This window comes from Streptococcus sp. 1643 (assembly GCF_006228325.1).
Lineage (GTDB): Bacteria > Bacillota > Bacilli > Lactobacillales > Streptococcaceae > Streptococcus.
The window spans coordinates 1,053,383-1,076,276 of the sequence record NZ_CP040231.1 but is presented as its reverse complement, the minus strand read 5'-3'; the positions used below and the strand labels follow the sequence as shown (position 1 = coordinate 1,076,276).

At 40.2% G+C, this 22,894-nt stretch carries 25 protein-coding genes; 13 read left to right on the top strand and 12 right to left on the bottom strand.

All coding sequences use genetic code 11. The features are described from left to right. The first annotated feature begins 3 nt into the window (after positions 1-3). A complete protein-coding gene (gene ftsY, locus FD735_RS05700; RefSeq protein WP_139658708.1) occupies positions 4-1,305 on the top strand; it encodes a signal recognition particle-docking protein FtsY in 1,302 nt (433 codons plus the stop codon). A gap of 44 nt (positions 1,306-1,349) precedes the next feature. Here ftsY and zwf read toward each other — a convergent pair whose 3' ends face one another. The 3 genes from zwf to FD735_RS05685 all read right to left on the bottom strand — a co-directional run bounded on the left by zwf (position 1,350) and on the right by FD735_RS05685 (position 5,892). Continuing rightward, positions 1,350-2,837 carry a glucose-6-phosphate dehydrogenase gene (zwf, locus tag FD735_RS05695; protein WP_084878362.1) on the bottom strand — a complete coding sequence of 496 codons (1,488 nt, stop codon included), beginning with the start codon at positions 2,835-2,837 and terminating at the stop codon, positions 1,350-1,352. Positions 2,838-2,986: 149 nt separating this feature from the next. Continuing rightward, entirely contained in the window at positions 2,987-3,727 is a 741-nt protein-coding gene (locus tag FD735_RS05690) for an amino acid ABC transporter ATP-binding protein (protein ID WP_001096337.1), read from the bottom strand. Then, entirely contained in the window at positions 3,727-5,892 is a 2,166-nt protein-coding gene (locus FD735_RS05685; RefSeq protein WP_139658707.1) for an ABC transporter substrate-binding protein/permease, read from the bottom strand. The genes FD735_RS05690 and FD735_RS05685 overlap by 1 nt, the downstream gene beginning before the upstream one ends. Before the next feature lie 180 nt (positions 5,893-6,072). Here FD735_RS05685 and uvrB point away from each other — a divergent pair, with 180 nt between their 5' ends. The 8 genes from uvrB to FD735_RS05640 all read left to right on the top strand — a co-directional run bounded on the left by uvrB (position 6,073) and on the right by FD735_RS05640 (position 12,301). After that, positions 6,073-8,061, top strand: coding sequence for an excinuclease ABC subunit UvrB (gene uvrB, locus FD735_RS05680; RefSeq protein ID WP_139658706.1), 1,989 nt, complete (start codon positions 6,073-6,075; stop codon positions 8,059-8,061). Between the two features lie 14 nt (positions 8,062-8,075). After that, positions 8,076-8,702 carry an NAD(P)H-dependent oxidoreductase gene (locus FD735_RS05675; protein WP_139658705.1) on the top strand — a complete coding sequence of 209 codons (627 nt, stop codon included), beginning with the start codon at positions 8,076-8,078 and terminating at the stop codon, positions 8,700-8,702. Positions 8,703-8,710: 8 nt separating this feature from the next. Next, a complete protein-coding gene (locus tag FD735_RS05670; RefSeq protein ID WP_139658704.1) occupies positions 8,711-9,274 on the top strand; it encodes a GNAT family N-acetyltransferase in 564 nt (187 codons plus the stop codon). After that, entirely contained in the window at positions 9,240-9,743 is a 504-nt protein-coding gene (locus tag FD735_RS05665) for a GNAT family N-acetyltransferase (protein ID WP_139658703.1), read from the top strand. The genes FD735_RS05670 and FD735_RS05665 overlap by 35 nt, the downstream gene beginning before the upstream one ends. A gap of 89 nt (positions 9,744-9,832) precedes the next feature. Beyond that, positions 9,833-10,336, top strand: coding sequence for a hypothetical protein (locus FD735_RS05660; protein ID WP_139658702.1), 504 nt, complete (start codon positions 9,833-9,835; stop codon positions 10,334-10,336). A gap of 495 nt (positions 10,337-10,831) precedes the next feature. Then, complete coding sequence (locus FD735_RS05650; RefSeq protein WP_139658700.1) at positions 10,832-11,389, top strand: hypothetical protein; 558 nt, start codon at positions 10,832-10,834, stop codon at positions 11,387-11,389. Then, the gene (locus tag FD735_RS05645; protein WP_139658699.1) at positions 11,367-11,810 is read left to right on the top strand and encodes a hypothetical protein; all 444 of its coding nucleotides are present in this window, start codon (positions 11,367-11,369) and stop codon (positions 11,808-11,810) included. The genes FD735_RS05650 and FD735_RS05645 overlap by 23 nt, the downstream gene beginning before the upstream one ends. 23 nt (positions 11,811-11,833) lie before the next feature. Continuing rightward, entirely contained in the window at positions 11,834-12,301 is a 468-nt protein-coding gene (locus FD735_RS05640) for an 8-oxo-dGTP diphosphatase (protein WP_125391786.1), read from the top strand. Here FD735_RS05640 and FD735_RS05635 read toward each other — a convergent pair. Then, on the bottom strand, positions 12,298-12,813 hold the full coding sequence (locus tag FD735_RS05635) for a transcription repressor NadR (RefSeq protein WP_000159158.1): 516 nt from the start codon (positions 12,811-12,813) through the stop codon (positions 12,298-12,300). The genes FD735_RS05640 and FD735_RS05635 overlap by 4 nt on opposite strands. A gap of 11 nt (positions 12,814-12,824) precedes the next feature. Further along, positions 12,825-13,352 carry an ECF transporter S component gene (locus FD735_RS05630; RefSeq protein ID WP_084921832.1) on the bottom strand — a complete coding sequence of 176 codons (528 nt, stop codon included), beginning with the start codon at positions 13,350-13,352 and terminating at the stop codon, positions 12,825-12,827. A 135-nt stretch (positions 13,353-13,487) separates the two neighbouring features. On the opposite strand from FD735_RS05630, the gene FD735_RS05625 reads away from it, so the two are divergent. Beyond that, positions 13,488-13,862, top strand: a complete 375-nt coding sequence (locus FD735_RS05625) for a hypothetical protein (protein ID WP_139658698.1) — start codon at positions 13,488-13,490, stop codon at positions 13,860-13,862. 36 nt (positions 13,863-13,898) lie between these two features. Here FD735_RS05625 and FD735_RS05620 read toward each other — a convergent pair whose 3' ends face one another. Genes FD735_RS05620 through coaB form a run of 3 tightly spaced genes read right to left on the bottom strand, consistent with a single transcriptional unit; the run spans position 13,899 to position 15,698 of the window. Continuing rightward, complete coding sequence (locus FD735_RS05620; protein WP_001042723.1) at positions 13,899-14,462, bottom strand: ECF transporter S component; 564 nt, start codon at positions 14,460-14,462, stop codon at positions 13,899-13,901. Continuing rightward, on the bottom strand, positions 14,446-14,997 hold the full coding sequence (gene coaC, locus FD735_RS05615) for a phosphopantothenoylcysteine decarboxylase (RefSeq protein WP_139658697.1): 552 nt from the start codon (positions 14,995-14,997) through the stop codon (positions 14,446-14,448). The genes FD735_RS05620 and coaC overlap by 17 nt, the downstream gene beginning before the upstream one ends. Positions 14,998-15,008: 11 nt before the next feature. Next, complete coding sequence (coaB, locus tag FD735_RS05610; protein ID WP_139658696.1) at positions 15,009-15,698, bottom strand: phosphopantothenate--cysteine ligase; 690 nt, start codon at positions 15,696-15,698, stop codon at positions 15,009-15,011. 228 nt (positions 15,699-15,926) lie between these two features. Between coaB and FD735_RS05605 the strand changes: the two genes are divergently transcribed. The 3 genes from FD735_RS05605 (at position 15,927) to radC (ending at position 20,792) form a co-directional block, all read left to right on the top strand. Next, on the top strand, positions 15,927-17,597 hold the full coding sequence (locus FD735_RS05605) for a formate--tetrahydrofolate ligase (RefSeq protein ID WP_139658695.1): 1,671 nt from the start codon (positions 15,927-15,929) through the stop codon (positions 17,595-17,597). Positions 17,598-17,780: 183 nt separating this feature from the next. Further along, on the top strand, positions 17,781-20,069 hold the full coding sequence (gene pcrA, locus FD735_RS05600; protein WP_139658694.1) for a DNA helicase PcrA: 2,289 nt from the start codon (positions 17,781-17,783) through the stop codon (positions 20,067-20,069). A 42-nt stretch (positions 20,070-20,111) separates the two neighbouring features. Further along, the gene (gene radC, locus FD735_RS05595) at positions 20,112-20,792 is read left to right on the top strand and encodes a DNA repair protein RadC (protein ID WP_139658693.1); all 681 of its coding nucleotides are present in this window, start codon (positions 20,112-20,114) and stop codon (positions 20,790-20,792) included. Positions 20,793-20,806: 14 nt separating this feature from the next. On the opposite strand, the gene FD735_RS05590 is transcribed toward radC, so the two are convergent. The 4 genes from FD735_RS05590 to FD735_RS05575 form a co-directional block, all read right to left on the bottom strand. Beyond that, the gene (locus FD735_RS05590) at positions 20,807-21,220 is read right to left on the bottom strand and encodes a hypothetical protein (RefSeq protein ID WP_139658692.1); all 414 of its coding nucleotides are present in this window, start codon (positions 21,218-21,220) and stop codon (positions 20,807-20,809) included. Positions 21,221-21,244: 24 nt separating this feature from the next. Beyond that, entirely contained in the window at positions 21,245-21,934 is a 690-nt protein-coding gene (locus FD735_RS05585; RefSeq protein WP_061588202.1) for a gamma-glutamyl-gamma-aminobutyrate hydrolase family protein, read from the bottom strand. A 15-nt stretch (positions 21,935-21,949) separates the two neighbouring features. After that, positions 21,950-22,591 carry a redox-sensing transcriptional repressor Rex gene (locus tag FD735_RS05580; RefSeq protein WP_000653412.1) on the bottom strand — a complete coding sequence of 214 codons (642 nt, stop codon included), beginning with the start codon at positions 22,589-22,591 and terminating at the stop codon, positions 21,950-21,952. A gap of 82 nt (positions 22,592-22,673) precedes the next feature. Then, positions 22,674-22,889, bottom strand: coding sequence for a DUF4649 family protein (locus FD735_RS05575; protein WP_125389437.1), 216 nt, complete (start codon positions 22,887-22,889; stop codon positions 22,674-22,676). Positions 22,890-22,894: the final 5 nt, after the last annotated feature.

The window sequence follows — 22,894 nt, the reverse complement described above, 5'->3', positions numbered from 1 at the left end:
AATATGGGATTATTTGACCGTCTATTCGGAAAAAAAGAAGAGCCGAAAATCGAAGATATTGTAAAAGAAGCACTGGAAAATCTTGATTTGTCAGAAGAGGTTGAAGAAAACCAAACGTCAGTCGAAGAAACTTCTCAGGAAGAAACAACAAGAGACAAAGTGGAAGAAACTCTTGCTCAAGAAGAAATTCCTCAGATCTTGACAGAAGAAGTTATTGAACCAGAAGCAGTCGAGGAAACAGACCAAGAGGAGCCTGAGCTAGAAGCTGATGAATTGGAACAATTCCAAGAGCCGGAAGAAGTTTTAGAAGAAGAGAACCAAGAAACTGAAGAAGAACTAGCGTCAGAAGTAGTTGAAGAAGAACTTCCTCAGGTTGAAGAAAACGTGCAGGAAAAATATGACCGCAGTCTAAAGAAAACCCGTACGGGATTCGGAGCTCGTTTGAATGCCTTCTTTGCCAACTTCCGTTCTGTCGATGAAGAATTCTTCGAGGAATTGGAAGAACTGCTCATCATGAGCGACGTCGGTGTGCAAGTCGCTTCAAACTTAACAGAAGAACTACGCTATGAAGCTAAACTCGAAAACGCTAAGAAGCCTGACGCACTTCGTCGTGTTATTATCGAGAAATTGGTTGAACTTTATGAGAAGGATGGCAACTACGATGAACAAATCCACTTCCAAGATGGTTTGACAGTTATGCTCTTTGTTGGAGTTAATGGTGTTGGGAAGACAACTTCTATCGGGAAATTGGCTCATCGCTACAAACAAGCTGGCAAGAAAGTCATGCTGGTTGCGGCAGATACCTTCCGTGCGGGTGCCGTTGCCCAGCTAGCTGAATGGGGTCGACGTGTGGATGTTCCTGTTGTGACGGGACCAGAAAAGGCTGACCCTGCTAGTGTGGTCTTTGATGGGATGGAACGCGCCGTAGCCGAAGGGATTGATATTCTCATGATTGATACAGCAGGTCGTTTGCAAAACAAGGACAACCTTATGGCCGAGTTGGAAAAGATTGGTCGCATTATCAAACGTGTCGTTCCTGAAGCACCTCATGAAACTTTCCTGGCACTCGATGCTTCAACTGGACAGAACGCCTTGGTACAAGCTAAGGAATTTTCGAAGATAACACCATTGACTGGTATTGTTTTGACAAAAATTGACGGAACTGCTCGCGGTGGTGTTGTTCTGGCTATCCGCGAAGAACTTAATATCCCTGTAAAATTGATTGGTTTCGGTGAAAAAATTGACGATATCGGGGAATTTAACTCAGAAAGCTTTATGAAGGGTCTCTTAGAAGGCTTGATTTAATACAAAATAAATATCCTGCAAGTTAATCTTGCAGGATATTTTTGCTATTCCAAACGGCCATCTTCACGATAGGCGATATCTGGTTGCCAGGTCCATTTGGCTCCATACTTTTCAAGTAAGTCAAAGCTAGCTTGTGGCCCCATGCTTCCAGCTTTATAATCGTAGAGTGGAGCACCGTTTTCAGCCCAGAGCTTTTCGATACGGTCAATCAATTTCCAAGAAGCACTTACCTCATCCCAGTGGCTAAAATTGGTTGAGTTGTTGTTCAAGACATCGTAGATTAATTTCTCGTATGGATCTGGTGAGGCTCCAGTAGCAGTAGCATCTGTACGGTAATCCAGAGAGCTTGGTGCTAGGTTAAATTCTTCACCGACTTGCTTCCCATTTAGGCTGAGAGAGAAGCCTTCAGTTGGTTGAATATAGATGGTCAAGATATTTGGCGCTAATGGTTCTCCAAAGATAGAGTCCATTTGCTTAAAGACGATATTGACATGAGTGCCTTTTTCTGTCAGGCGTTTACCAGTACGGAAGAAGAAGGGAACACCACGGAAACGATCGCTGTCTACAAAGAAGGCGCCAGATGCAAAGGTTTCTGTTGTAGATTCAGGATCGACATTTGGCTCGCTTCGATAGGAAATGTATTTCATGCCATCGATTTTACCAGAGCGGTACTGACCACGGATAAACTGTTCTTTCAGTTCTTCCTCAGTTGGATGATAGAGGTTTTTAAAGACCTTTATCTTTTCAGCGCGAATCTCATCTTTTGTAAAGCTGGCAGGTTTGTCCATGGCTAGAAGAGAGAGGAGTTGAAGTGTATGGTTTTGCACCATATCACGAAGGGCACCAGATTGATCATAGTAGCCACCGCGTTCTTCAACACCCAAACGTTCCGCAAAGGTAATCTGAACATTATCGATGTGTTCGCGATTCCAAACATTCTCAAAGATCATGTTGGCAAAACGAACAGCAAAGATACTCTGAATCATCTCTTTACCTAGGTAATGGTCGATTCGGTAGATTTGCTCCTCATCAAAGGCCGCAAGGAGATCTTCATTGAGCTTGCTCGCTGTTTCGTAGTCTGTACCAAATGGTTTCTCAACGATCAAGCGCTCAAAACCTTTACCATCGACAATGTTTTCAGATTTGAGGTGCTTGGCAATGGTTCCGAAGAACTGAGGTGCCATAGACAAGAAGAAGAGCTTATTGTGTTCAGCTTGATATTTTTCGTTGAGCTCAGCTTGTAATTGGCGCAAAGCAATATAATGTTCCGTATCATTCACATCATGGCTTTGATAGTAGAAGTGGCTAGCGAATTCTTGGGCTTGCTCGGTACTATCTGCCAAATCAAGGATGGATTCGACAACTACAGATTCAAAATATTCCTTACTCCAAGGTCTACGAGCTGTTCCGATAACAGCAAAATGCTCAGAGAGATTGCCTGATTTATAGAGTCTGAAAAGGGAAGGGTAGAGTTTGCGTTTAGCTAAATCTCCACTCGCACCGAAAATTGTAACAATAACCTTTGATGACATCTAGCTACCTAATTTCTATATTTTTTCCTAGTTGGACTAGGGATGAGATTTCCTCATTATCATAGTTTTTATTTTATCATAATTTTCAAAAAAAACAAAAAATCCAATACGTAATTAAAAAACTGTAAGGAGAACCTTACAGTTTTGTTTTATACATTTAAGACCTTGTCCAAGAACTCTTTTAGACGAGGGTGTTGCGGGTTATCAAAGATTTGATCTGGTGTCCCATCTTCTAGGAATTCACCATCAGCCGTAAAGATAACACGGTTGGCTACCTGGCGAGCAAATCCCATCTCATGGGTTACGATAATCATGGTCATACCTTGTTCCGCCAATTCCTTCATGACATTCAGTACATCTCCAACCATTTCAGGGTCCAGAGCGGAAGTTGGCTCATCAAAGAGCATGATATCAGGATTCATGGCAAGTCCACGAGCGATAGCTACACGCTGTTTCTGACCGCCTGAAAGGCTATCTGGGTTGGCATTAGCTTTATCTGCTAGTCCAACCTTTTCAAGCAACTCCATCCCCAATTTTTCAGCTTCTTCTTTGGTCATCCGTTTGTGTTCAATAGGTGCAAAAGTGATATTTTCTAGGACTGACATGTGAGGGAAGAGGTTGAAATGTTGGAAGACCATTCCCACGTTTTCACGAACATGGTCGACATTGGTTGATTTTTCAGTCAGATCGTAACCATTTACTGTGATGTGGCCACTCGTTACCTCCTCGAGGAGGTTAAGGCTACGGAGGAATGTGGATTTACCAGAACCAGAAGGACCGATGATACAAACAACATCTCCTTCATAAAACTTAGTAGTAATACCTTTTAAAACTTCGTTTTTTCCATAGTACTTATGCAAATCATTTACATCAATTTTTAGTTTTGCCATTAACGAATCCTCTTTTCTAAGCGTTTCGCTAGTCTAGTCAAAAGCGTGATAATTACAAGATAGAAGATAGCAAGGATTGCATACATCTTGAAACTTTGGTAGTTACGGGCGATGATGATCTTACCAGTTTGGAAAAGTTCCACCAAACCGATAGCAGATACAATGGTTGTATCTTTAAGAGCGATAACGAATTGGTTGACAAAGTTTGGCAACATCAATTTAGTCGCTTGTGGCAAGATAATCTTACGCATGGTTTTTCCATAAGAGATACCAAGACTGCGGCTGGCCTCCATTTGCCCAACTGGAACAGCTTGAATCCCACCACGAACAATTTCAGCGATATAAGCAGCAGCATTGAGTGAAAGGGCAATAGTACCAGCTACAAAGTCATTGATTGGACTTTGTTGGCCTGTAATCGACTCGATGAAGTTTGGAATACCCCAGAAGATGAAGGCTGCAAGAATCATCAAGGGAATACCACGGATAACGTCAACGAAAATCTCAGAGATTAGACGAAGAGATTTGTATGGGCTAACGCTAAACATACCGAAGATAATACCGATGACAATGGCAATTGCAAATGAGATAAGAGCTAGAGCAAGAGTGATTCCAAGTCCGCTAAGGAGTTGTTTGTAGTTATTTTGAAGCAAGCCCCAGATAGTTGTTTCGTCAACCGTACTTGTAGAGTTAGTTGAAGATTCGCTAGCTAGATACTTGTCAAGAATCTTTTGGAATTCACCGTTAGCTTTGAGGTTTGCAAGTCCGTTATTGAACATCTGAATCAATTCAGGGTTTGTTCCTTTTTTAACCGCAAAGGCAGTTTCACCGATTGGAGTTCCAGCGATTGGTGTTTTCAATTTTTGCCCTTGGCTGATAGAATATTTGAGAACTGGCTCATCATCCATCACAGCATCAATAGCTCCAGTATTCAGACTGTCATACATTGATGCGCCATCTGCGAAGGTTTTAATCTTATAGCCGTATTTGCTTTGATTTTCAGTAAGGAATGTTTGGGAAGCAGTTCCGTTTTTAACACCGACAGTTTTATCCTTGAGGTCTTCATAAGAAGCTATCGTGCTTGATTCTTTCACACCGAGAATCGTATTTGCTGTGTAGTATGATTCTGAGAAGTCGAAGGTTTCCTTACGGGCATCTGTTACAGACATACCAGCAATGATACCATCTGCTTGTCCTGCTTGAACAGCACTGATGGCTGCGTCAAATCCTGGGTTGGTAATTTCAATTTCAAAACCTTGATCTTTGGCAATGGCCTTGATGAGGTCCATATCAATACCAGTGTATTGATTGCTTGAATTTTGAAAGACGAATGGGGCGAAAGATGAGTCACTGGCAATAATGTACTTGCTTTTCACTGGAGTAGCTTTTTGTCCAGCAGCAGTAGTTGTCGTTGGGCTTGCCGTTGTTGTAGAAGCTGTCCATTTTTGGATGATTTGCTCCAAGCTACCATCCTTCTTCATTTGTGCTAGGGCTTCATTAAACTCGGTAACCAAGTGTTCATACTTGCTCCCTTTTTTGACACCAAAGGCAAAGCTTCCAACAGCCTCACCATCCATATTGATGCTGAGATCTTGTCCTTGGTTAATCGCATACTCAATAACAGGTTTGTCATCCATGATGGCATTTACAGCACCAGCACTAAGACTGTTATTCATCAAATCACCTGTATCAAAGGTTTTAATAGAGAAACCGTATTTATCTTTGATACTTTCTAGGAAACGTTGAGCGGCAGTTCCGTTCTTAACTCCAACTGTTTTGCCGCTAAGTTCCTCATATTTGGTGATTTTATTTGCCTTTGTGGTAGCAATGACAACTTTTGTATCATAATAGGTATCAGACATGGTAAAGACATTTTCGCGTTCTTTTGTTTTTGTCATACCTGCCATAATAGCATCTGCTTGACCTGACTGCACCGCATTTACAGCTGCATCAAAGCCAGGATAAGACATTTGGATGTTCCACCCTTTGATTTCTGCGACTTTATTGATAATATCAACATCAATTCCTTTATAGGTTTGATCTGAATCTTTAAACTCAAAAGGTGCGTAAGCTGTATCAGACACAATCTTAACAGTATCAGCTTTTGCCATACCTAGTGAGAAAATGGGAAATAAAATGAGCAAACATGCTAGTATTTTTTTCTTCATTTTTAGTCTCCTTTTCCGAATATTTTCCCATTATATCAGAAAATGAATGAAAAGGCAAATTTTATGGATTTTATGTAAGAAAATGTAACATAGAATCCTTGCTTTTATCAACCTAGAGAAGAGTCTGAAAAGTAAATTTATGGTAAAATAGAAGGATAGAAAAATGCAGATGAGGCAATCATGATAAATAGAATTACAGATAATGAATTTAAACTAGTATCAAAATACGAACCTTCAGGAGATCAACCACAAGCGATTGAGCAGTTGGTTGACAATATCGAGGGTGGAGAAAAGGCCCAAATTTTGATGGGGGCGACGGGTACAGGGAAGACCTATACCATGAGTCAGGTCATTTCCAAAGTCAATAAACCAACTTTGGTCATTGCCCACAACAAAACCCTAGCTGGTCAGCTCTATGGGGAGTTTAAGGAATTTTTCCCTGAAAATGCTGTTGAGTACTTTGTGTCCTACTATGATTATTACCAACCTGAGGCCTATGTCCCTTCAAGCGATACCTATATAGAGAAGGATAGCTCGGTCAATGATGAGATTGACAAACTTCGCCACTCAGCGACATCAGCTCTTTTAGAGCGTAATGATGTCATTGTCGTGGCCTCTGTCTCTTGTATCTATGGTCTGGGTTCGCCAAAGGAATATTCTGATAGTGTTGTTAGTCTCCGTCCAGGTCTGGAGATTTCTCGTGATAAACTTTTGAATGACTTGGTGGATATTCAGTTTGAACGCAATGATATTGATTTCCAACGGGGAAGATTTCGCGTACGCGGGGATGTGGTGGAGATTTTCCCAGCTTCCCGAGATGAACACGCTTTTCGAGTAGAGTTTTTCGGGGATGAAATTGATCGTATCCGTGAAGTTGAGGCTTTGACAGGTCAGGTATTGGGAGAAGTAGATCATTTGGCGATTTTCCCAGCTACTCACTTTGTGACCAATGACGATCATATGGAAGTTGCGATTGCCAAGATTCAAGCAGAATTAGAAGAGCAGTTAGCTGTTTTTGAAAGGGAAGGTAAACTGCTAGAAGCTCAGCGTTTGAAACAGCGGACAGAGTACGATATCGAAATGTTGCGTGAGATGGGTTATACCAACGGTGTTGAAAACTATTCTCGTCACATGGATGGTCGTAGCGAAGGAGAGCCTCCTTATACGCTTCTCGACTTCTTCCCAGATGATTTCTTGATCATGATTGATGAAAGTCACATGACCATGGGGCAAATCAAGGGAATGTACAATGGAGACCGTTCGCGTAAGGAAATGCTGGTTAATTATGGTTTCCGTTTACCGTCCGCCTTGGACAATCGTCCTCTCCGTCGGGAAGAGTTTGAGAGTCATGTTCACCAGATTGTTTACGTTTCAGCAACACCAGGTGACTATGAAAATGAACAGACCGAGACAGTGATTGAGCAAATCATTCGTCCAACAGGGCTTCTAGACCCAGAAGTGGAAGTCCGTCCGACTATGGGACAGATTGATGACCTCTTAGGTGAAATCAATGCTCGTGTTGAAAAGAACGAACGAACCTTTATTACCACCTTGACCAAGAAAATGGCAGAGGATTTAACCGACTACTTCAAAGAAATGGGCATCAAGGTCAAGTATATGCACTCGGATATCAAGACCTTGGAACGGACAGAGATTATCCGCGACCTACGCTTGGGTGTTTTTGATGTCTTGGTCGGAATCAATTTGCTCCGTGAAGGGATTGACGTACCCGAAGTAAGTTTGGTTGCTATTCTAGATGCTGACAAGGAAGGTTTCCTTCGTAACGAACGTGGCCTCATCCAGACCATTGGACGTGCTGCCCGTAATAGCGAAGGACATGTCATCATGTATGCGGACACGATGACTCAGTCTATGCAACGTGCCATCGATGAAACGGCCCGTCGTCGGAAAATCCAGATGGCTTATAATGAAGAGCATGGTATCGTTCCACAAACTATTAAGAAAGAAATCCGTGATCTAATCGCCGTAACCAAGGCAGTTGCCAAGGAAGAGGACAAGGAAGTCGATATCAATAGCCTCAACAAACAAGAACGTAAGGAACTCGTCAAAAAACTCGAAAAACAAATGCAAGAAGCCGTCGAAGTGCTTGACTTTGAACTCGCAGCTCAGATTCGTGATATGATGTTGGAAGTGAAGGCGTTGGATTAGATAGGAGAGAACGAATGAAAATTTTAGTCATCAATGGACATCCTGACAAGGGCAGTTTCTGTCAAGAAATTTTTCAAACGATTGTAGAAAATATTGACTCAAATCATCATGAGCTTGAATCTATTAATCTAAATGAGATAGATTTTGATCCCGTATTACGTTATGGTTATCGAAAACGTATGGAAGAGGACTCTTTCATACTTCGCTCTCAGGAATTAATCCAGTGGGCAGATCATTTCATTTTTGATTATCCAATTTGGTGGAGTAGTATGCCTAGTTTATTGAAGGGTTGGATTGATCGTGTTTTCATGCCAGGAATTGCTTACTCTGCCAATAATAAAGGAAGTTTTATTTGGAACTACTTAAGAGGTCAGCAGTTTAAAAAGTTACTAAAAGGAAAAACAGCCAGTATTTACGCAACATCCATGGCACCAACATGGTGGTACAAAGTATTTTCAGGCTCTATCAATATTCCAGACAGTTATGAAATATCAGTATTAAAGAATGCTGTCCTAAATCACTGCGGTATTAAAACAAAGAAAGTTTCAATTTTGGGTGAGTTAGGGCGTGAGGTGAATACAAATTCTACAAGACATAAATATCTGCAAAAAGTTGCTGAGGAAGTGAAGGCGTTGGATTAGGAAAAAGTATGGTTTATTTAAGAAAACTAATTGAAGAAGATTTGGTGTCTTTGTGGGAAATTGCTTATTCACAATCTAATCCAATTTGGAAGCAGTATGATGCTCCCTATTATGACGATTATCAGCATTTTCCTAATTTTCAAGAATTTAAACTACAAAAATCAGAATCTACTCTAAACAACTCAAATCGCCTTGGTATTTTTGTTGATGATAAACTTGTTGGGACTGTTTCGCTCTACTGGGTATGTAAACAAACAAGATGGATGGAATTGGGGATTTGTATTTATGATAACAAGTTTTGGAACTCTGGCATTGGAAAAGCTGCTATGCTACAGTGGATAGATCGGACATTTCAGGATTACTTGGAGTTGGAGCATCTTGGTTTGACAACTTGGTCAGGAAATCTTGGTATGGTAAAACTTGCTGAAAAATTAAGAATGAAAAAAGAAGCTCATATTCCAAAAGTTCGTTATTACCAAGGCAAATATTTTGATAGTATTAAATTTGGTATTTTAAGAGAAGAATGGGGTAAAATAAATGAACCTAACTATCAAACAAATGGAAACTCCTGAAGAGATAGAAGGTAAATCCTTCGTTCATTGGCAAACGTGGAGAGAGGCTTATGATGATCTTTTACCTGCAGAATTTCAGGAGACGATGACATTAGAAAGATGTCGATTCTTTAGTCAAAAATATCCTAAAAATACATTGATTGCGATAGATGGCATGAAGGTAGTTGGTTTTATCAGTTATGGAAACTTTCGTGATGAGACTATTCAAGCTGGTGAAATTATTGCCTTATATGTTTTAAAAGACTATTATGGAAAAGGTATTGCTCAGAAGTTAATGAAGGAAGCTCTGACGACTCTTGAACAGTTCTCTGAAATATTTTTATGGGTATTAAAAGAGAATAAGCGAGCCATTGCTTTCTATCAAAAAATGGGTTTTACTTTTGATGGGCAAGAAAAAATACTTGACCTTGGAAAACCTATTACTAAAATTAGAATGGTACGTAAGAAATCCTCAAAATCTGAGAGTTAAATACTGGTAGAATTGCGATTTTGTTTTCAGATTACGCAATGAACCAACAATCACGTTTTAGAATATATTTTAAATAGAGGGAAGTTATTATGAATTTGAAAGAGAAGAAGTATAAGAAGTCATCGGGCTTAGATTCTGTTCGTTTTTGGTTACAAGGGCATCGATTTGTCAAATTTATGCTTGATATTACCTTTTATATCATCTTGTTCCTAGTTATAGAATTTACAACATCACAGAACAAAAGCCTTCCAGCTGATTTTCGGTACAGAGAACTCTTATTTCCCTTGCAATTGAATCTTTTTATTTTGGGTAATAGGTTCTATGCTCTCTTTTTGTCAGTGAAAACTAAAAAAGAAAGGACCCTTAAAAGATTTTGTGAACCCTTTATTTATATCAATATCCTTAGCTTCATTTTTCAACTGATTGGTGTGAGAAAAAGAGGAAGAGTTGTTCTGTCACCTTTGTTTTCACTGGAGTCATCCTATATCTGGTTTCCTATTGTCATCTACCTTCTAGTCTTGATGTTAACTCTGGCAATCTTCTTTCTCTCTAAAGACTCAAAAAAAGGAGTAGATGAAAATGAAGATGAGTAGACAAATGAAGTACAAGACAAAAGAAAAATCTTCTTGGACTAATAGGATTTTTCTTTGGATGGAAAGGCACAGAAGGATTGCTCAACTTTTGGATACGAGTGTGTTATTTGGATCTATGTTTGTATCATTTCTTGCCGCCTCTTACATTAGTTATCTATTACCGAACATAAACTATCTTTCCCCCTTAAGCTTCAATCTTATCCTTCTGATCTTATCAACCTATTTCCTTGTCTTTCGTTTTAGTAGTGATAAACTTCAGAAATGGCGTTACTTTTCATGGGGATTTATTGGGTTCAATGGTCTTCTTTTTCCCTTTCATCTCTTGGTAGGTCTGAATTGGCTAGGACGTCGTAAGTCAACGAATTTCCCTCCCATAATTTCTATGGATCCGGCATATGTCTGGGTTCCTATTGTAAGTTATCTCTTTTTCTTTTTCTTGGGGCTGGGAATTCTGCTTTTGATTATACGGATAGAAAAGAGAAGAAGGAGGCGTAAATGGAACGAAAGATTAAGAGACAAAAGAAGGTCAAACAACAGAACAGACAAATGAGAAAAATCCATAAAAAGTATTCTTTGGTAGCTCACGTCCAATTGTGGATGGAAAGACATTCAAAGATTGCTTCTTTTATGGATGGTGGTATAATATTATTATCTATTTTTGGTATCATGTATGTGTTGTTCGAGACGTCACTTATCCCGAAACCATATCAAGAACTGTCCTATGTCTTGCCAATTATTATGAATTTTGTCTTTTTGGTTCACACATTCTATCAAGGTATTTTTAGAGATAGTTTTAGCAACAAGGCTTCAGTACAAGGATTTTTAAAAACTTTTCTATTCATAAACGGACCTATTTTTCTCCTCCACTTACTTGTTGGGGTGAAAGGGAGAAATGTTAAAAAAATTCCTTCCCTATTATCTGTCGATTATCGCTACATCTGGCTTCCAATTGCTACCTATCTAATCTTTTTCATCATTCCAGCGATATTGATGGTGATTTTGAAATATAAGGACAAAAAGAGGAAAAATCATGACAAAAGAAAATCGAACTAGGTTATTTTCATTTAAAACACTCTATTTGGCTTTGCTGAGCTTTGTGGTTCTTCATTTGGTGTTGTTGGTTTTTGGACTATCTTTTACGCCGATTTTGTGGAATAGTTGGTTTTTCATTCTTTGTTTGACCTTCCTAATCCATCCCTGGAGAATCTTTTATAGAACAAGAGATGCTAAATGGTATCACCTTATTTTTCAAATATTTAGTGGATTGGTGACATTTTACCTTTGGTTTGCAGCATTCTTTGTTTTATCAGTTATCTCGGATCCAGCCGTCCCTATCAATATAGACTATCGCATAGAAGATAAGGAAATCATCATTGCTAGAGGTTTTTTGGCCCGTACTACTTATGAACATCATGAATTGATCAATCCCTTTATCATGAAGGCAGAAGTAAAATACAACGAAGATACATTTTAATAACTTAGAAAGCGAGTAAACCTATGTCCCGTGCCCAAGCAACTATTTTAACCAACATCTGTCTGATTGAAGACCTCGAAACCCAGCGCGTGGTGATGCAGTTTCGTTCACCCGAAAACAATCGCTGGTCTGGCTATGCCTTTCCAGGAGGACATGTTGAGAATGGCGAGGCCTTTGCCGAGTCTGTCATTCGTGAGATTTATGAAGAAACAGGTCTAACCATTCAGAATCCACAACTAGTCGGTATTAAAAACTGGCCCTTAGATACAGGTGGGCGCTACATCGTCGTTTGCTATAAAGCGACAGAGTTTACTGGAAATCTCCAATCCTCAGAGGAAGGAGAAGTATCTTGGGTGCAAAAAGACCAGATTCCAAACTTGGATCTGGCCTATGATATGTTGCCTTTGATGGAAATGATGGAAGCACCTGACAAGTCTGAGTTCTTCTATCGCCACCGTACAGAGGACGGCTGGGAGAAAGAAATCTTCTAGTCTTTTACCAAATAACCCAACTGATCCAAGGCCTCCTCGATATAGTGGAGGTCTTGTTGTGTCTCGGCTTCAACAAGGTGGTAATGGATGCCGTCTGTCAATTCAGAAAGGGGTCTAAAGTCTGAATTCTCGACTTGTTCCAGAAAGTGCTGGACATCTCGGCGGCAGGTGAGTTTGAGTAGGGTTTCAATTTCACCATAAACGGGATGATCGATTAAGATATTTTGAACGCGTCCGCCATTATCTACAATGGCTAGAAGTTCCTGCCCGATTTCTTCCAGTTCATGTTTCACTTTAAAGAGTTTGTGGACGTAGGGGCTGGCATCATTTTCTTTGTAGATATAGCCACGATTGGTGGATAGGATAGGAGCTCCATCTGCTCGGAGAATAGCGATGTCCTGTACAATGACTTGGCGCGTAACATGGAAGTGTTCAGCCAAGGTTTGACCATTGAGAGCTTTTGGCGCCTCTTTTAACAGTTTGAGAAGAGCTTGTTTGCGATCCTTTGTCATAGTTTTTCCTTTTAGCGACGTTTTCGAAGCACTTTATAGACAGCTAGTGCTAATGTATAGTCTACCATACTATGGACAATTGTTCCAAAACCAACTAGGACAAAGAGAACATAAAACATATTTTCAACATTTGTCCCTGAAGTAGCATAAAAGATGATACAAGCTATTACTTCAGCGATAGCATGAACAACACCCAAAACAAAGTTAAAAATCCAAGACGCCTTTGGTTTATTCAAGGTTTCAGGGAATTTTTTTAAGTACAAAGCTCCCAAAGTACCAAAAACAATGTGTGAAAAGGCACGGAGTACAATAACAGGCGGATAGCCTGCCATCAGAAAACCAAGACTAGAAGCAATAATTACAAAAGCAGCCATCAAAGGCGAAAGAAACATGGCGATAAAGATGGGGATATGACTTCCCAAGGTGTAAGAAGCCGGTGGGATAACGATTTTAAAAGGCATAATGATTGGAATCAAAATCGCTATTGCAGTGAGTAGGGCAGTCATAGTCATAAACTGCGTTTTTTTCCGTATATCCATAAGAACCTCCATTTGTCTGTATATACACAAGTATAGTACAATAAATCACCAATCAAGTCAAGAAGCATTATTGATTTTTCAGGAAAATTTGGTTAAAATGTGGTAAAGAATAATAGGAACTGAGGAGAAATTGTGATGATACTTTTTGTTTACCTAATCGTGGTAATCGTGATGATGTCAAAGCAGAAAAAAGAAGGGAAAGTAGTCTCAGGTTGGACTCGCTTCCTAGTTTATAGTTTATTGGTCCTTTCGCTACTCTCTCTATTAGCAGGTGTTTTGGCTCTTTCACTTGTCTTTAATCCCTTAGTAGGATTTTACTATATGGAAGTTATAGGAATCATGTTAGAAATTGTTCATTTTGTCAATATGATGATTGCTTTTGGTTTGATTTTATTGTCGGTAAGTATATACTTGGATAGTCAGAGAAACCAAGAACCAACTCCTCTTTCACATCATGTAGTGAGACTCGGTGTTCATATCCTTTTGATTATTCTCATGCTTAAAATATGAAAACTCCACTTTCATTATGAAAGTGGAGTTGATTTTTTATTTCTTCAAGGTTTCGAGACGGGGAACAATTGCTACTGTGAGAACGGCAGAGATGACAAGCTCGGCAATAGAGTTTGTAGAAATAACGGTTGCTAGGAGTTTTTGGATATTGCCGTCGAAGACATTTCCAAAAAGGAAGAAGATTCCCCCAAGGACAAAGACGGTGTTGGTAAGGGAACCGAGAGCACCAGCAAAGATGAGACCCGTTCTGTTTTTTAATAATTTATAAACCAAGTAAGGTGTCAGCCCAATCAAAACGCGAGGGACAATAGCGATAATCGCAGAATAGATGTTTCCGTTCGGTACGAATGGTGAGAAGAGGTAGCTTGTTGGAAGGATGGTAATTGTGTTTACCGTTAAGCTCAATAGTCCCATAAGAAAACCAAGTGTAACCCCAACCCGAGGTCCATAGATGATACTAGCAATAATGACTGGAATATGAACGATAGTTGGTTTAATTGGGAATGGGAAAAGGTTAAATAGGAGAGAACTCAAAAAGTGGATAACGAGCATAACTGCAAAAAAGATAGCAATCGGTGCAATGTTAGAGCGTTTGTTCATCGAGGGTTTCCTTTATTCTTTCTAAAATAGTATTCAGGTCAGCTAGGGCGCCTTTGCCGTGATCGCCACAGGCTAGTAGAGATTCTTTTGGAGAGATGATCTGATAACCATAGGTCTCTAATGTTTTTAGATTAGCCTGAGTTGCCGGATGGTCATACATTTTTGTGTTCATGGCTGGTGCGATTAGCTTTTTGACGTGGTCTGGCAGGGCAAGCGCTGTACTTGTCATCATGTTGTCCGCAAAGCCATGGGCTAACTTTGCTATGGTATTAGCAGTAGCAGGGGCTACAATAAAAAGATCGGTTCTTTTGCCTAGTTCGATATGATTGACTTGATTAGGATAAGGCTCCTTCATGACGTCAAGGTGGACAGGATTTTGAGAGAGGACCTGTAGTGTCAACGGTTGGATAAACTCTCTCGCTGCCTCAGTCATTAATACAGTGACATCATGGCCTTGTTTTTTCAAGGAACTGACTAGATCAGCTGCTTTATAGGAGGCAATGGAACCTGTCACTGCGATGAGAATATTTGCCATGGCTTTCCTTTCTATGAATCGTATGCTTGAATTTTTTCAAGGAGGAGGTTTGCAATTTCCTCTTTGGTTTGAACTGTTTGGAGTTGTTCTCTCTCAACAAAGATTGCATCATGCTGATTTGCTGAGATTTGAGTCAGGTCATTTGCAATGATTAAGTCTGCTTGGTTCTTGATAAGACTCTTTCGTGCGATCTCAATGAGATAATCCTTAGAGACATCAACCAGCAATTTAAACCCAATCAGATGAATAGCAGGATTCCATTCCTTGACTAGAGAGATGATTTTTGGAGTTTTTTTCAGGAATAAAACCTGAACTTCATCAGTTGAAGAAATCTTAGCTTCTTTATTTTTCTTATCTAATAATTCTTCCAGGTTAGAGCTCGTCTTAACTTCATCTAGTCCCGTCATATAAACAGGAGTGTAGTCAGACACAGCCATTGAGTGGATTAAGACCTGATATTCCTTAACAAGTTCTTGCATCACAACTAGAAGGTCGTTGGTATTATCAATTTCTCGAATGCTTAGGTTGGGATGAGCTTCTGGCTTCAGAGCTCGTTTTGTCGTTATCAAACAAACTTCATGCCCCGCAGCAAGCAAGGTTTCTGTGATGATTTTCCCCAAGCGACCTGTAGAATGGTTAGTAATAGAGCGGACACTATCAATAGCCTCACTGGTACCGCCCGATGTGACTAAAATTTTCATAGCACTATTGTACACAAAAATAAACAGTAAGTAAAATGAAAGAGATAAAATTTTGCTAAAACAAAGCTACACTATAGTTTATAACTATAAAGCCATATAAAATTTTTCAAAGGGCTCTAAAAATCTTGAAATCAAGGGTATTTACGAACGTTTAGAGAGTTTATGGATGTTAAAAATCTTGTTTTGTGTTATAATGAATTATCACATTAGAGGTTAGAGGAGTTTTGAATGAAAACAGATATTGAAATCGCGCAGAGTATTGAGTTAAAACCAATCGTTGATGTTGTTGAGAAACTGGGTATTTCTTACGATGATTTGGAATTGTATGGAAAGTACAAGGCTAAACTCAGCTTTGATAAAATTCGTGCAGTTGAGAGCAATCCAGTTGGGAAATTGATCTTGGTTACTGCCATCAACCCAACACCTGCTGGTGAGGGGAAATCAACTATTACCATTGGTCTGGCAGACGCCTTGAACAAGATTGGCAAGAAAACTATGATTGCTATTCGCGAACCGTCTCTTGGCCCAGTAATGGGAATTAAGGGTGGTGCTGCTGGTGGTGGTTATGCCCAAGTGTTGCCAATGGAAGACATCAACCTCCACTTTACTGGGGATATGCATGCCATTACAACTGCTAACAATGCCCTTTCTGCCTTGGTTGACAATCACTTGCACCAAGGAAATGAGCTGGGAATTGACCAACGTCGTATTATTTGGAAGCGTGTTGTGGACTTGAACGACCGTGCTCTTCGCCATGTGACTGTTGGTCTTGGCGGTCCTCTAAATGGTATTCCACGTGAGGATGGTTTTGATATTACAGTTGCTTCTGAAATCATGGCGATTTTGTGCTTGGCGACGGACATCGAGGACTTGAAACGCCGTTTGGCTAATATCGTTATCGGCTATCGCTACGACCGTACCCCTGTTTCTGTAGGTGATTTAAAGGTTGAAGGTGCCTTGGCTTTGATCTTGAAAGATGCCATTAAACCGAACTTGGTTCAGACAATTTATGGTACACCTGCCTTTGTACATGGTGGTCCATTTGCCAATATTGCTCATGGATGTAACTCTGTTTTGGCAACAAGCACAGCCCTTCGCTTGGCTGATTATACTGTTACTGAAGCTGGTTTTGGTGCAGACCTTGGCGCTGAGAAATTCCTTGATATCAAAACACCAAACTTGCCAACTTCTCCAGATGCGGTAGTCATTGTTGCAACCCTCCGTGCTCTTAAGATGAATGGTGGTGTGGCTAAAGATGCTTTGACAGAGGAAAATGTTGAGGCAGTTCGTGCAGGTTTTGCTAACTTGAAACGCCACGTTGAGAACATCCGTAAATTTGGAGTGCCTGCAGTTGTCGCGATTAACGAATTTGTTTCTGATACAGAAGCTGAAATCGCTGCCTTGAAGGAACTATGTGCCTCAATTGATGTGCCAGTTGAACTAGCAAGTGTCTGGGCTGATGGCGCAGAAGGTGGTGTAGCACTTGCCGAAACACTTGTCAAGACAATCTCAGAAAATCCAGCTAACTACACACGTCTTTATGACAATAACCTTTCTGTCCAAGAAAAGATTGAAAAGATTGTCACTGAAATCTATCGCGGTACAAAAGTCAACTTTGAAAAGAAAGCTCAAACGCAAATCGCCCAAATCGTTCAGAATGGTTGGGACAAATTGCCAATCTGTATGGCTAAAACTCAGTACAGTTTCTCAGACAATCCAAATGCACTTGGAGCACCAGAGAACTTTGAAATTACCATTCGTGAATTGGTACCAAAATTAGGTGCGGGCTTCATCGTTGCCTTAACAGGTGATGTCATGACCATGCCAGGTCTTCCAAAACGACCAGCAGCTCTCAACATGGATGTTGAAAGCGACGGAACTGTTCTAGGTTTGTTCTAGTATATTGTAATTGAATTAAAATGAGTTTGGAAAAGCTTTCCAAGCTCATTTTCTTGTCTAGATATGGGAGTTGTCTTCAGCTGATGAGAGAGGTGTCTTCTACAAGCAAACAGTCTAGGTAAAGATATTTTCCCTGATTTCTGATATAATAGAAATATTGACTTCAAGAGTAAGGAAGAGAAAATGAACGCATTATTGAATGGAATGAATGACCGTCAAGCTGAGGCGGTGCAAACGACAGAAGGGCCCTTGTTAATCATGGCTGGTGCTGGTTCTGGGAAGACTCGTGTTTTAACTCACAGAATCGCCTACTTGATTGATGAAAAGATGGTCAATCCTTGGAATATCTTGGCCATTACCTTTACCAATAAGGCGGCGCGTGAGATGAAGGAGCGCGCCTATGGCCTCAATCCAGCAACACAGGACTGCCTAATTGCGACCTTTCACTCCATGTGTGTTCGTATTTTGCGTCGTGATGCGGATCATATTGGCTACAATCGTAATTTCACTATTGTAGATCCAGGAGAGCAACGAACTCTCATGAAGCGCATTCTCAAGCAATTAAACTTGGATCCTAAAAAATGGAATGAACGGACTATTTTGGGAACCATTTCCAATGCTAAGAACGACCTAATTGATGATGTGGCTTATGCTGCTCAAGCTGGTGATATGTATACGCAAATCGTAGCTCAGTGTTACACAGCCTATCAAAAAGAGCTTCGTCAGTCAGAGTCGGTTGACTTTGATGATTTGATTATGTTGACTTTGCGTCTCTTTGATCAGAATCCTGATGTTTTGACCTACTACCAGCAGAAGTTCCAGTACATTCATGTTGATGAGTACCAAGATACCAACCATGCCCAGTACCAACTGGTCAAACTCTTGGCTTCACGCTTTAAAAATATCTGCGTAGTCGGTGATGCTGACCAGTCTATTTACGGTTGGCGTGGGGCTGATATGCAGAATATCTTGGATTTCGAGAAAGATTATCCTCAAGCCAAGGTAGTTTTGCTAGAGGAAAATTACCGTTCAACCAAAACCATTCTCCAAGCTGCCAATGACGTCATCAAAAACAATCAAAATCGCCGCCCCAAGAATCTCTGGACCCAGAATGCTGATGGGGAACAGATTATTTACTATCGTGCAAATGACGAACAAGATGAGGCTGTTTTTGTAGCCAAAACCATAGATGAACTTGGTCGTAGTCAAAACTTCCTCCACAAGGATTTTGCAGTTCTTTATCGGACTAACGCCCAGTCTCGTACTATTGAAGAGGCCCTCCTAAAGTCCAATATTCCTTATACCATGGTTGGTGGGACTAAGTTCTACAGCCGTAAGGAAATCCGTGATATTATTGCTTATCTGAATCTTATTGCTAATTTGAGTGACAATATCAGTTTTGAGCGCATTATTAACGAACCAAAACGTGGAATTGGCCCAGGAACCGTTGAGAAAATTCGCGACTTTGCTAATATGCAAGACATGTCTATGCTGGATGCTTCAGCCAATATCATGCTGTCTGGCATCAAAGGAAAAGCAGCACAGTCTATCTGGGATTTTGCCAATATGATTCTGGATTTGCGGGAGCAACTGGATCAATTAACTATCACCGAGCTGGTGGAGGCTGTTCTAGAAAAAACAGGTTATGTCGATATTCTTAATGCTCAGGCAACCTTGGAAAGCAAGGCGCGGGTTGAAAATATCGAAGAGTTCCTATCTGTTACCAAGAACTTTGATGACAATCCTGATAGCCAAGAAGAAACAGGTTTGGATAAACTCAGTCGTTTCTTGAATGACTTAGCCTTGATTGCAGATACGGATACAGGCAGTCAGGAGACATCAGAAGTGACCTTGATGACCCTCCATGCAGCTAAGGGACTTGAGTTCCCAGTTGTCTTTATCATTGGGATGGAGGAGAATGTCTTTCCCCTTAGCCGTGCGGCCGAGGATCCAGATGAATTAGAAGAAGAACGCCGTTTGGCCTATGTAGGTATCACGCGCGCGGAGAAAATCCTCTATCTAACCAATGCCAACTCTCGCTTGCTTTTCGGTCGTACAAATTATAACCGTCCAACACGTTTCATCAATGAAATTAGTTCGGACTTACTTGAGTATCAAGGTTTGGCTCGTCCAGCGAATACTAGCTTTAAGGCATCTTATAGCAGTGGTGGGATTGCTTTCGGTCAAGGCATGAGCTTAGCTCAAGCCCTTCAAGAACGGAAACGCAATGCCGCACCAAGCTCTATCCAGTCAAGTGGTCTCCCATTTGGACAATTTGCAGCTGGAAATAAAAAAGATTCAAGCGATACCAACTGGTCTATTGGGGATATTGCTCTCCACAAGAAGTGGGGGCAAGGGACAGTTCTTGAAGTTTCAGGTAGCGGTGATACTCAGGAATTGAAAATCAATTTCCCAGAAGTGGGGCTGAAAAAACTCTTAGCTAGCGTAGCCCCAATTGAGAAAAAAATCTAATTTTTCATCCTTCTCACGAATAATAAAGTGAGGAGGATTTTTATGTACAGTATTTCATTCCAAGAAGATTCACTCTTGCCTAGAGAAAGACTAGTTAAAGAAGGAGTAGAGGCTCTGAGCAATCAAGAATTGCTAGCAATTCTGCTCAGAACGGGAACGCGTCAGGCTAATGTATTTGAAATTGCCCAAAAAGTCTTGAATAGTCTTAACGGTCTAACTGATTTAAAGAAAATGACCCTGCAGGAATTGCAGAGTCTGTCTGGTATTGGACGGATTAAAGCCATTGAATTACAAGCGGTTATTGAACTGGGACATCGTATTCACAAACATGAAACCCTTGAGATGGATAGTATTCTCAGTAGTCAAAAGCTAGCCAAGAAAATGCAACAGGAACTTGGTGACAAAAAACAAGAGCACCTAGTGGCGCTCTATCTCAATACTCAAAATCAAATCATTCATCAGCAAACTATTTTTATCGGCTCTGCGACACGCAGCATTGCTGAACCGAGGGAAATTCTTCACTATGCTCTCAAGCATATGGCTACCTCCGTGATTCTCGTTCACAATCATCCATCTGGTGCTGTATCTCCTAGTCGAAATGATGATCATGTAACCAAGCTAGTCAAGGATGCCTGCGAACTGATGGGAATTGTTTTCTTGGACCATCTGATTGTCTCGCACTCGGATTACTTTAGTTACCGTGAAAAGACGGATCTGATTTAAGATTACACATGATCTTACTCAATCACTTTTAGAACATAGGAATCTACTTCTGCCATATTGATAACAGGAAGAGGTTTTATCGTGGGTACAAGTAAATTTTCTTGAAAGTAAAGACTTGAACGAAATTTACTTTTTAGTTTGGCATATGCCTTTTTACAAAATCGTTTTGCCTTTTTAGACATTTCTTTCAGCTGTTTTTCTTTTTCTTTTTGAGATAGTTTATCGAAATTCTCTTTATTCTTAGAAAAAGATTGGTAACTTTCCGCTGTTAAAAGTCTATAGAGATTAGAAAGATGAAAGCAAACCCTTATTTCTTTTTCATTGTTTGATAAGAAAAGATTAGCTTCCTTTTTCTTATAAGATATGAAAACATTAGCTTCTATATCTCTCAAAATCTCATAAGTAGAAGGTGTTTTAATTTCATTCATGATTTAATAACCTATTTATAAGTCCTAGAGTTCGTTAACAACATAGTCAAATAGCGTTTTATCTTTGGGGCGATTTTCAAATAGAAATTCAGGATGCCATTGAACACCAAGATAAGGAAAGCCATCCGTAGTTGTCACAGCCTCAATGATTCCATCTTTAGGATCATGTGCTACAACCTTAAGATTTGAAGCTAGATCTTTAATGCTTTGGTGGTGGAAGGAGTTGATGTGAGAGATTTCTCCATAGATTTCTCGGAGAATCGTATCAGGTTCCGTTACGAGACGTTGGGTCGTGTATTCGGCTGAACAGTCCTGCCAATGATCTTCGATATCTTGGTGAAGCGTGCCCCCCATAGCGACATTGAAAAGTTGAGTACCCCGACAAACAGAGAAAATTGGCTTCTTTTGTTTAATCGCTTCTTTGATAAGTGCTAGTTCAAAAATATCTCTTTGAAGGTGGTAGTCATCACTATCAATAGCCTTTGGTTCACCATAGTATTTTGGATCAACATTTTGCCCACCCGTTAGGATGAGCTTATCAATGATACTGATGTAATAGGCAGCCATTTCTTGATCACCAATCGGTAGGATGATTGGAATTCCGCCAGCGTCCTTGACTCCTTCAATAAAGCCCTTTGCTGCATAGCTCATCATGATGTCATCATCTGGATGAGCTTTTTCATTTCCTGTAATCCCAATAACTGGTTTTTTCATAAATGCTTTCGCTTTCTAATCCTCTTTACGCATAAAATAGAGGAGAGTTTGGAGTTCGCTTGTCAAATCGACATACTGAACGACCACATCTTTTGGGAGGTGAAGGTGAACAGGGGAAAAGCTGAGAATACCTTTTATACCTGCATCAACCAAAAGATTGGCAACTTCTTGTGATTGAACACTTGGAACTGTTAGGATAGCAGTTTTGACATCTGCTTCTTTGATTTTTTCTTTAATCTGTGAGATACCATAGATTGGAATCCCATCAGGTGTCTGGCTTCCAACTTCTGGATGGTCATCTAGGTCAAAGCCCATGATAATTTTCATCTTGTTACGCTCGTGGAAGCGGTAGTGGAGAAGGGCATGTCCCATATTTCCAATCCCAACCAGCATAACATTTGTAATTGAGTTATCATTTAGGAGATCAGCAAAAAAATTCATCAATTTTTTGACATCGTAACCAAAACCACGACGACCTAGTTCACCAAAATAGGAAAAATCCCGACGAACGGTCGCAGAATCGATACCGATAGCCTCTGCAATTTGCTTGGAGTTGGCACGTTCGATTTTTTCTGCATGAAATCTCTTGAAAATTCGGTAGTAAAGAGAGAGTCTTTTTGCTGTTGCTTTTGGAATAGCAGACTGTTTATCTTTCACAAAATCACAACCTTTCTATTCTTCTATTTTATAGAAACATTGTGAAAAAATCAACAAAAACAAGAAAAAACTAAGAAATTTCTTAGTTTTTATCTGAAAAATGAGCTTGCGATAGAAAACGGTAGAGATCGCCAACCAATCCTTGATAAATCACCATATCATTCAGCGTTAAGGAGCTGATTAGGAGAGTATCAGGTAGGGTCACACAGCCAGATAGAGATAACATGAGCTCTTCGTAATCCTTATATTCAAGTGTACGTTCTACGTGATAGTTATCTTGATAGGTAAGTCGATACATAGTCA

What these genes read in the sequence shown, in the direction of transcription:
- FD735_RS05675 (WP_139658705.1), top strand. Translation starts at nt 8,076, where the DNA reads ATGAAAATTTTAGTCATCAATGGACATCCTGACAAGGGCAGTTTCTGT.
- FD735_RS05660 (WP_139658702.1), top strand. Translation starts at nt 9,833, where the DNA reads ATGAATTTGAAAGAGAAGAAGTATAAGAAGTCATCGGGCTTAGATTCT.
- FD735_RS05690 (WP_001096337.1), bottom strand. Translation starts at nt 3,727, where the DNA reads ATGGCAAAACTAAAAATTGATGTAAATGATTTGCATAAGTACTATGGA.
- FD735_RS05665 (WP_139658703.1), top strand. Translation starts at nt 9,240, where the DNA reads ATGAACCTAACTATCAAACAAATGGAAACTCCTGAAGAGATAGAAGGT.
- FD735_RS05575 (WP_125389437.1), bottom strand. Translation starts at nt 22,889, where the DNA reads ATGTATCGACTTACCTATCAAGATAACTATCACGTAGAACGTACACTT.
- FD735_RS05630 (WP_084921832.1), bottom strand. Translation starts at nt 13,352, where the DNA reads ATGGATATACGGAAAAAAACGCAGTTTATGACTATGACTGCCCTACTC.
- coaC (WP_139658697.1), bottom strand. Translation starts at nt 14,997, where the DNA reads ATGGCAAATATTCTCATCGCAGTGACAGGTTCCATTGCCTCCTATAAA.
- radC (WP_139658693.1), top strand. Translation starts at nt 20,112, where the DNA reads ATGTACAGTATTTCATTCCAAGAAGATTCACTCTTGCCTAGAGAAAGA.
- ftsY (WP_139658708.1), top strand. Translation starts at nt 4, where the DNA reads ATGGGATTATTTGACCGTCTATTCGGAAAAAAAGAAGAGCCGAAAATC.
- FD735_RS05635 (WP_000159158.1), bottom strand. Translation starts at nt 12,813, where the DNA reads ATGACAAAGGATCGCAAACAAGCTCTTCTCAAACTGTTAAAAGAGGCG.
- FD735_RS05650 (WP_139658700.1), top strand. Translation starts at nt 10,832, where the DNA reads ATGGAACGAAAGATTAAGAGACAAAAGAAGGTCAAACAACAGAACAGA.
- FD735_RS05640 (WP_125391786.1), top strand. Translation starts at nt 11,834, where the DNA reads ATGTCCCGTGCCCAAGCAACTATTTTAACCAACATCTGTCTGATTGAA.
- uvrB (WP_139658706.1), top strand. Translation starts at nt 6,073, where the DNA reads ATGATAAATAGAATTACAGATAATGAATTTAAACTAGTATCAAAATAC.
- FD735_RS05670 (WP_139658704.1), top strand. Translation starts at nt 8,711, where the DNA reads ATGGTTTATTTAAGAAAACTAATTGAAGAAGATTTGGTGTCTTTGTGG.
- zwf (WP_084878362.1), bottom strand. Translation starts at nt 2,837, where the DNA reads ATGTCATCAAAGGTTATTGTTACAATTTTCGGTGCGAGTGGAGATTTA.
- coaB (WP_139658696.1), bottom strand. Translation starts at nt 15,698, where the DNA reads ATGAAAATTTTAGTCACATCGGGCGGTACCAGTGAGGCTATTGATAGT.
- FD735_RS05585 (WP_061588202.1), bottom strand. Translation starts at nt 21,934, where the DNA reads ATGAAAAAACCAGTTATTGGGATTACAGGAAATGAAAAAGCTCATCCA.
- FD735_RS05605 (WP_139658695.1), top strand. Translation starts at nt 15,927, where the DNA reads ATGAAAACAGATATTGAAATCGCGCAGAGTATTGAGTTAAAACCAATC.
- FD735_RS05620 (WP_001042723.1), bottom strand. Translation starts at nt 14,462, where the DNA reads ATGAACAAACGCTCTAACATTGCACCGATTGCTATCTTTTTTGCAGTT.
- FD735_RS05590 (WP_139658692.1), bottom strand. Translation starts at nt 21,220, where the DNA reads ATGAATGAAATTAAAACACCTTCTACTTATGAGATTTTGAGAGATATA.
- FD735_RS05645 (WP_139658699.1), top strand. Translation starts at nt 11,367, where the DNA reads ATGACAAAAGAAAATCGAACTAGGTTATTTTCATTTAAAACACTCTAT.
- FD735_RS05625 (WP_139658698.1), top strand. Translation starts at nt 13,488, where the DNA reads ATGATACTTTTTGTTTACCTAATCGTGGTAATCGTGATGATGTCAAAG.
- pcrA (WP_139658694.1), top strand. Translation starts at nt 17,781, where the DNA reads ATGAACGCATTATTGAATGGAATGAATGACCGTCAAGCTGAGGCGGTG.
- FD735_RS05685 (WP_139658707.1), bottom strand. Translation starts at nt 5,892, where the DNA reads ATGAAGAAAAAAATACTAGCATGTTTGCTCATTTTATTTCCCATTTTC.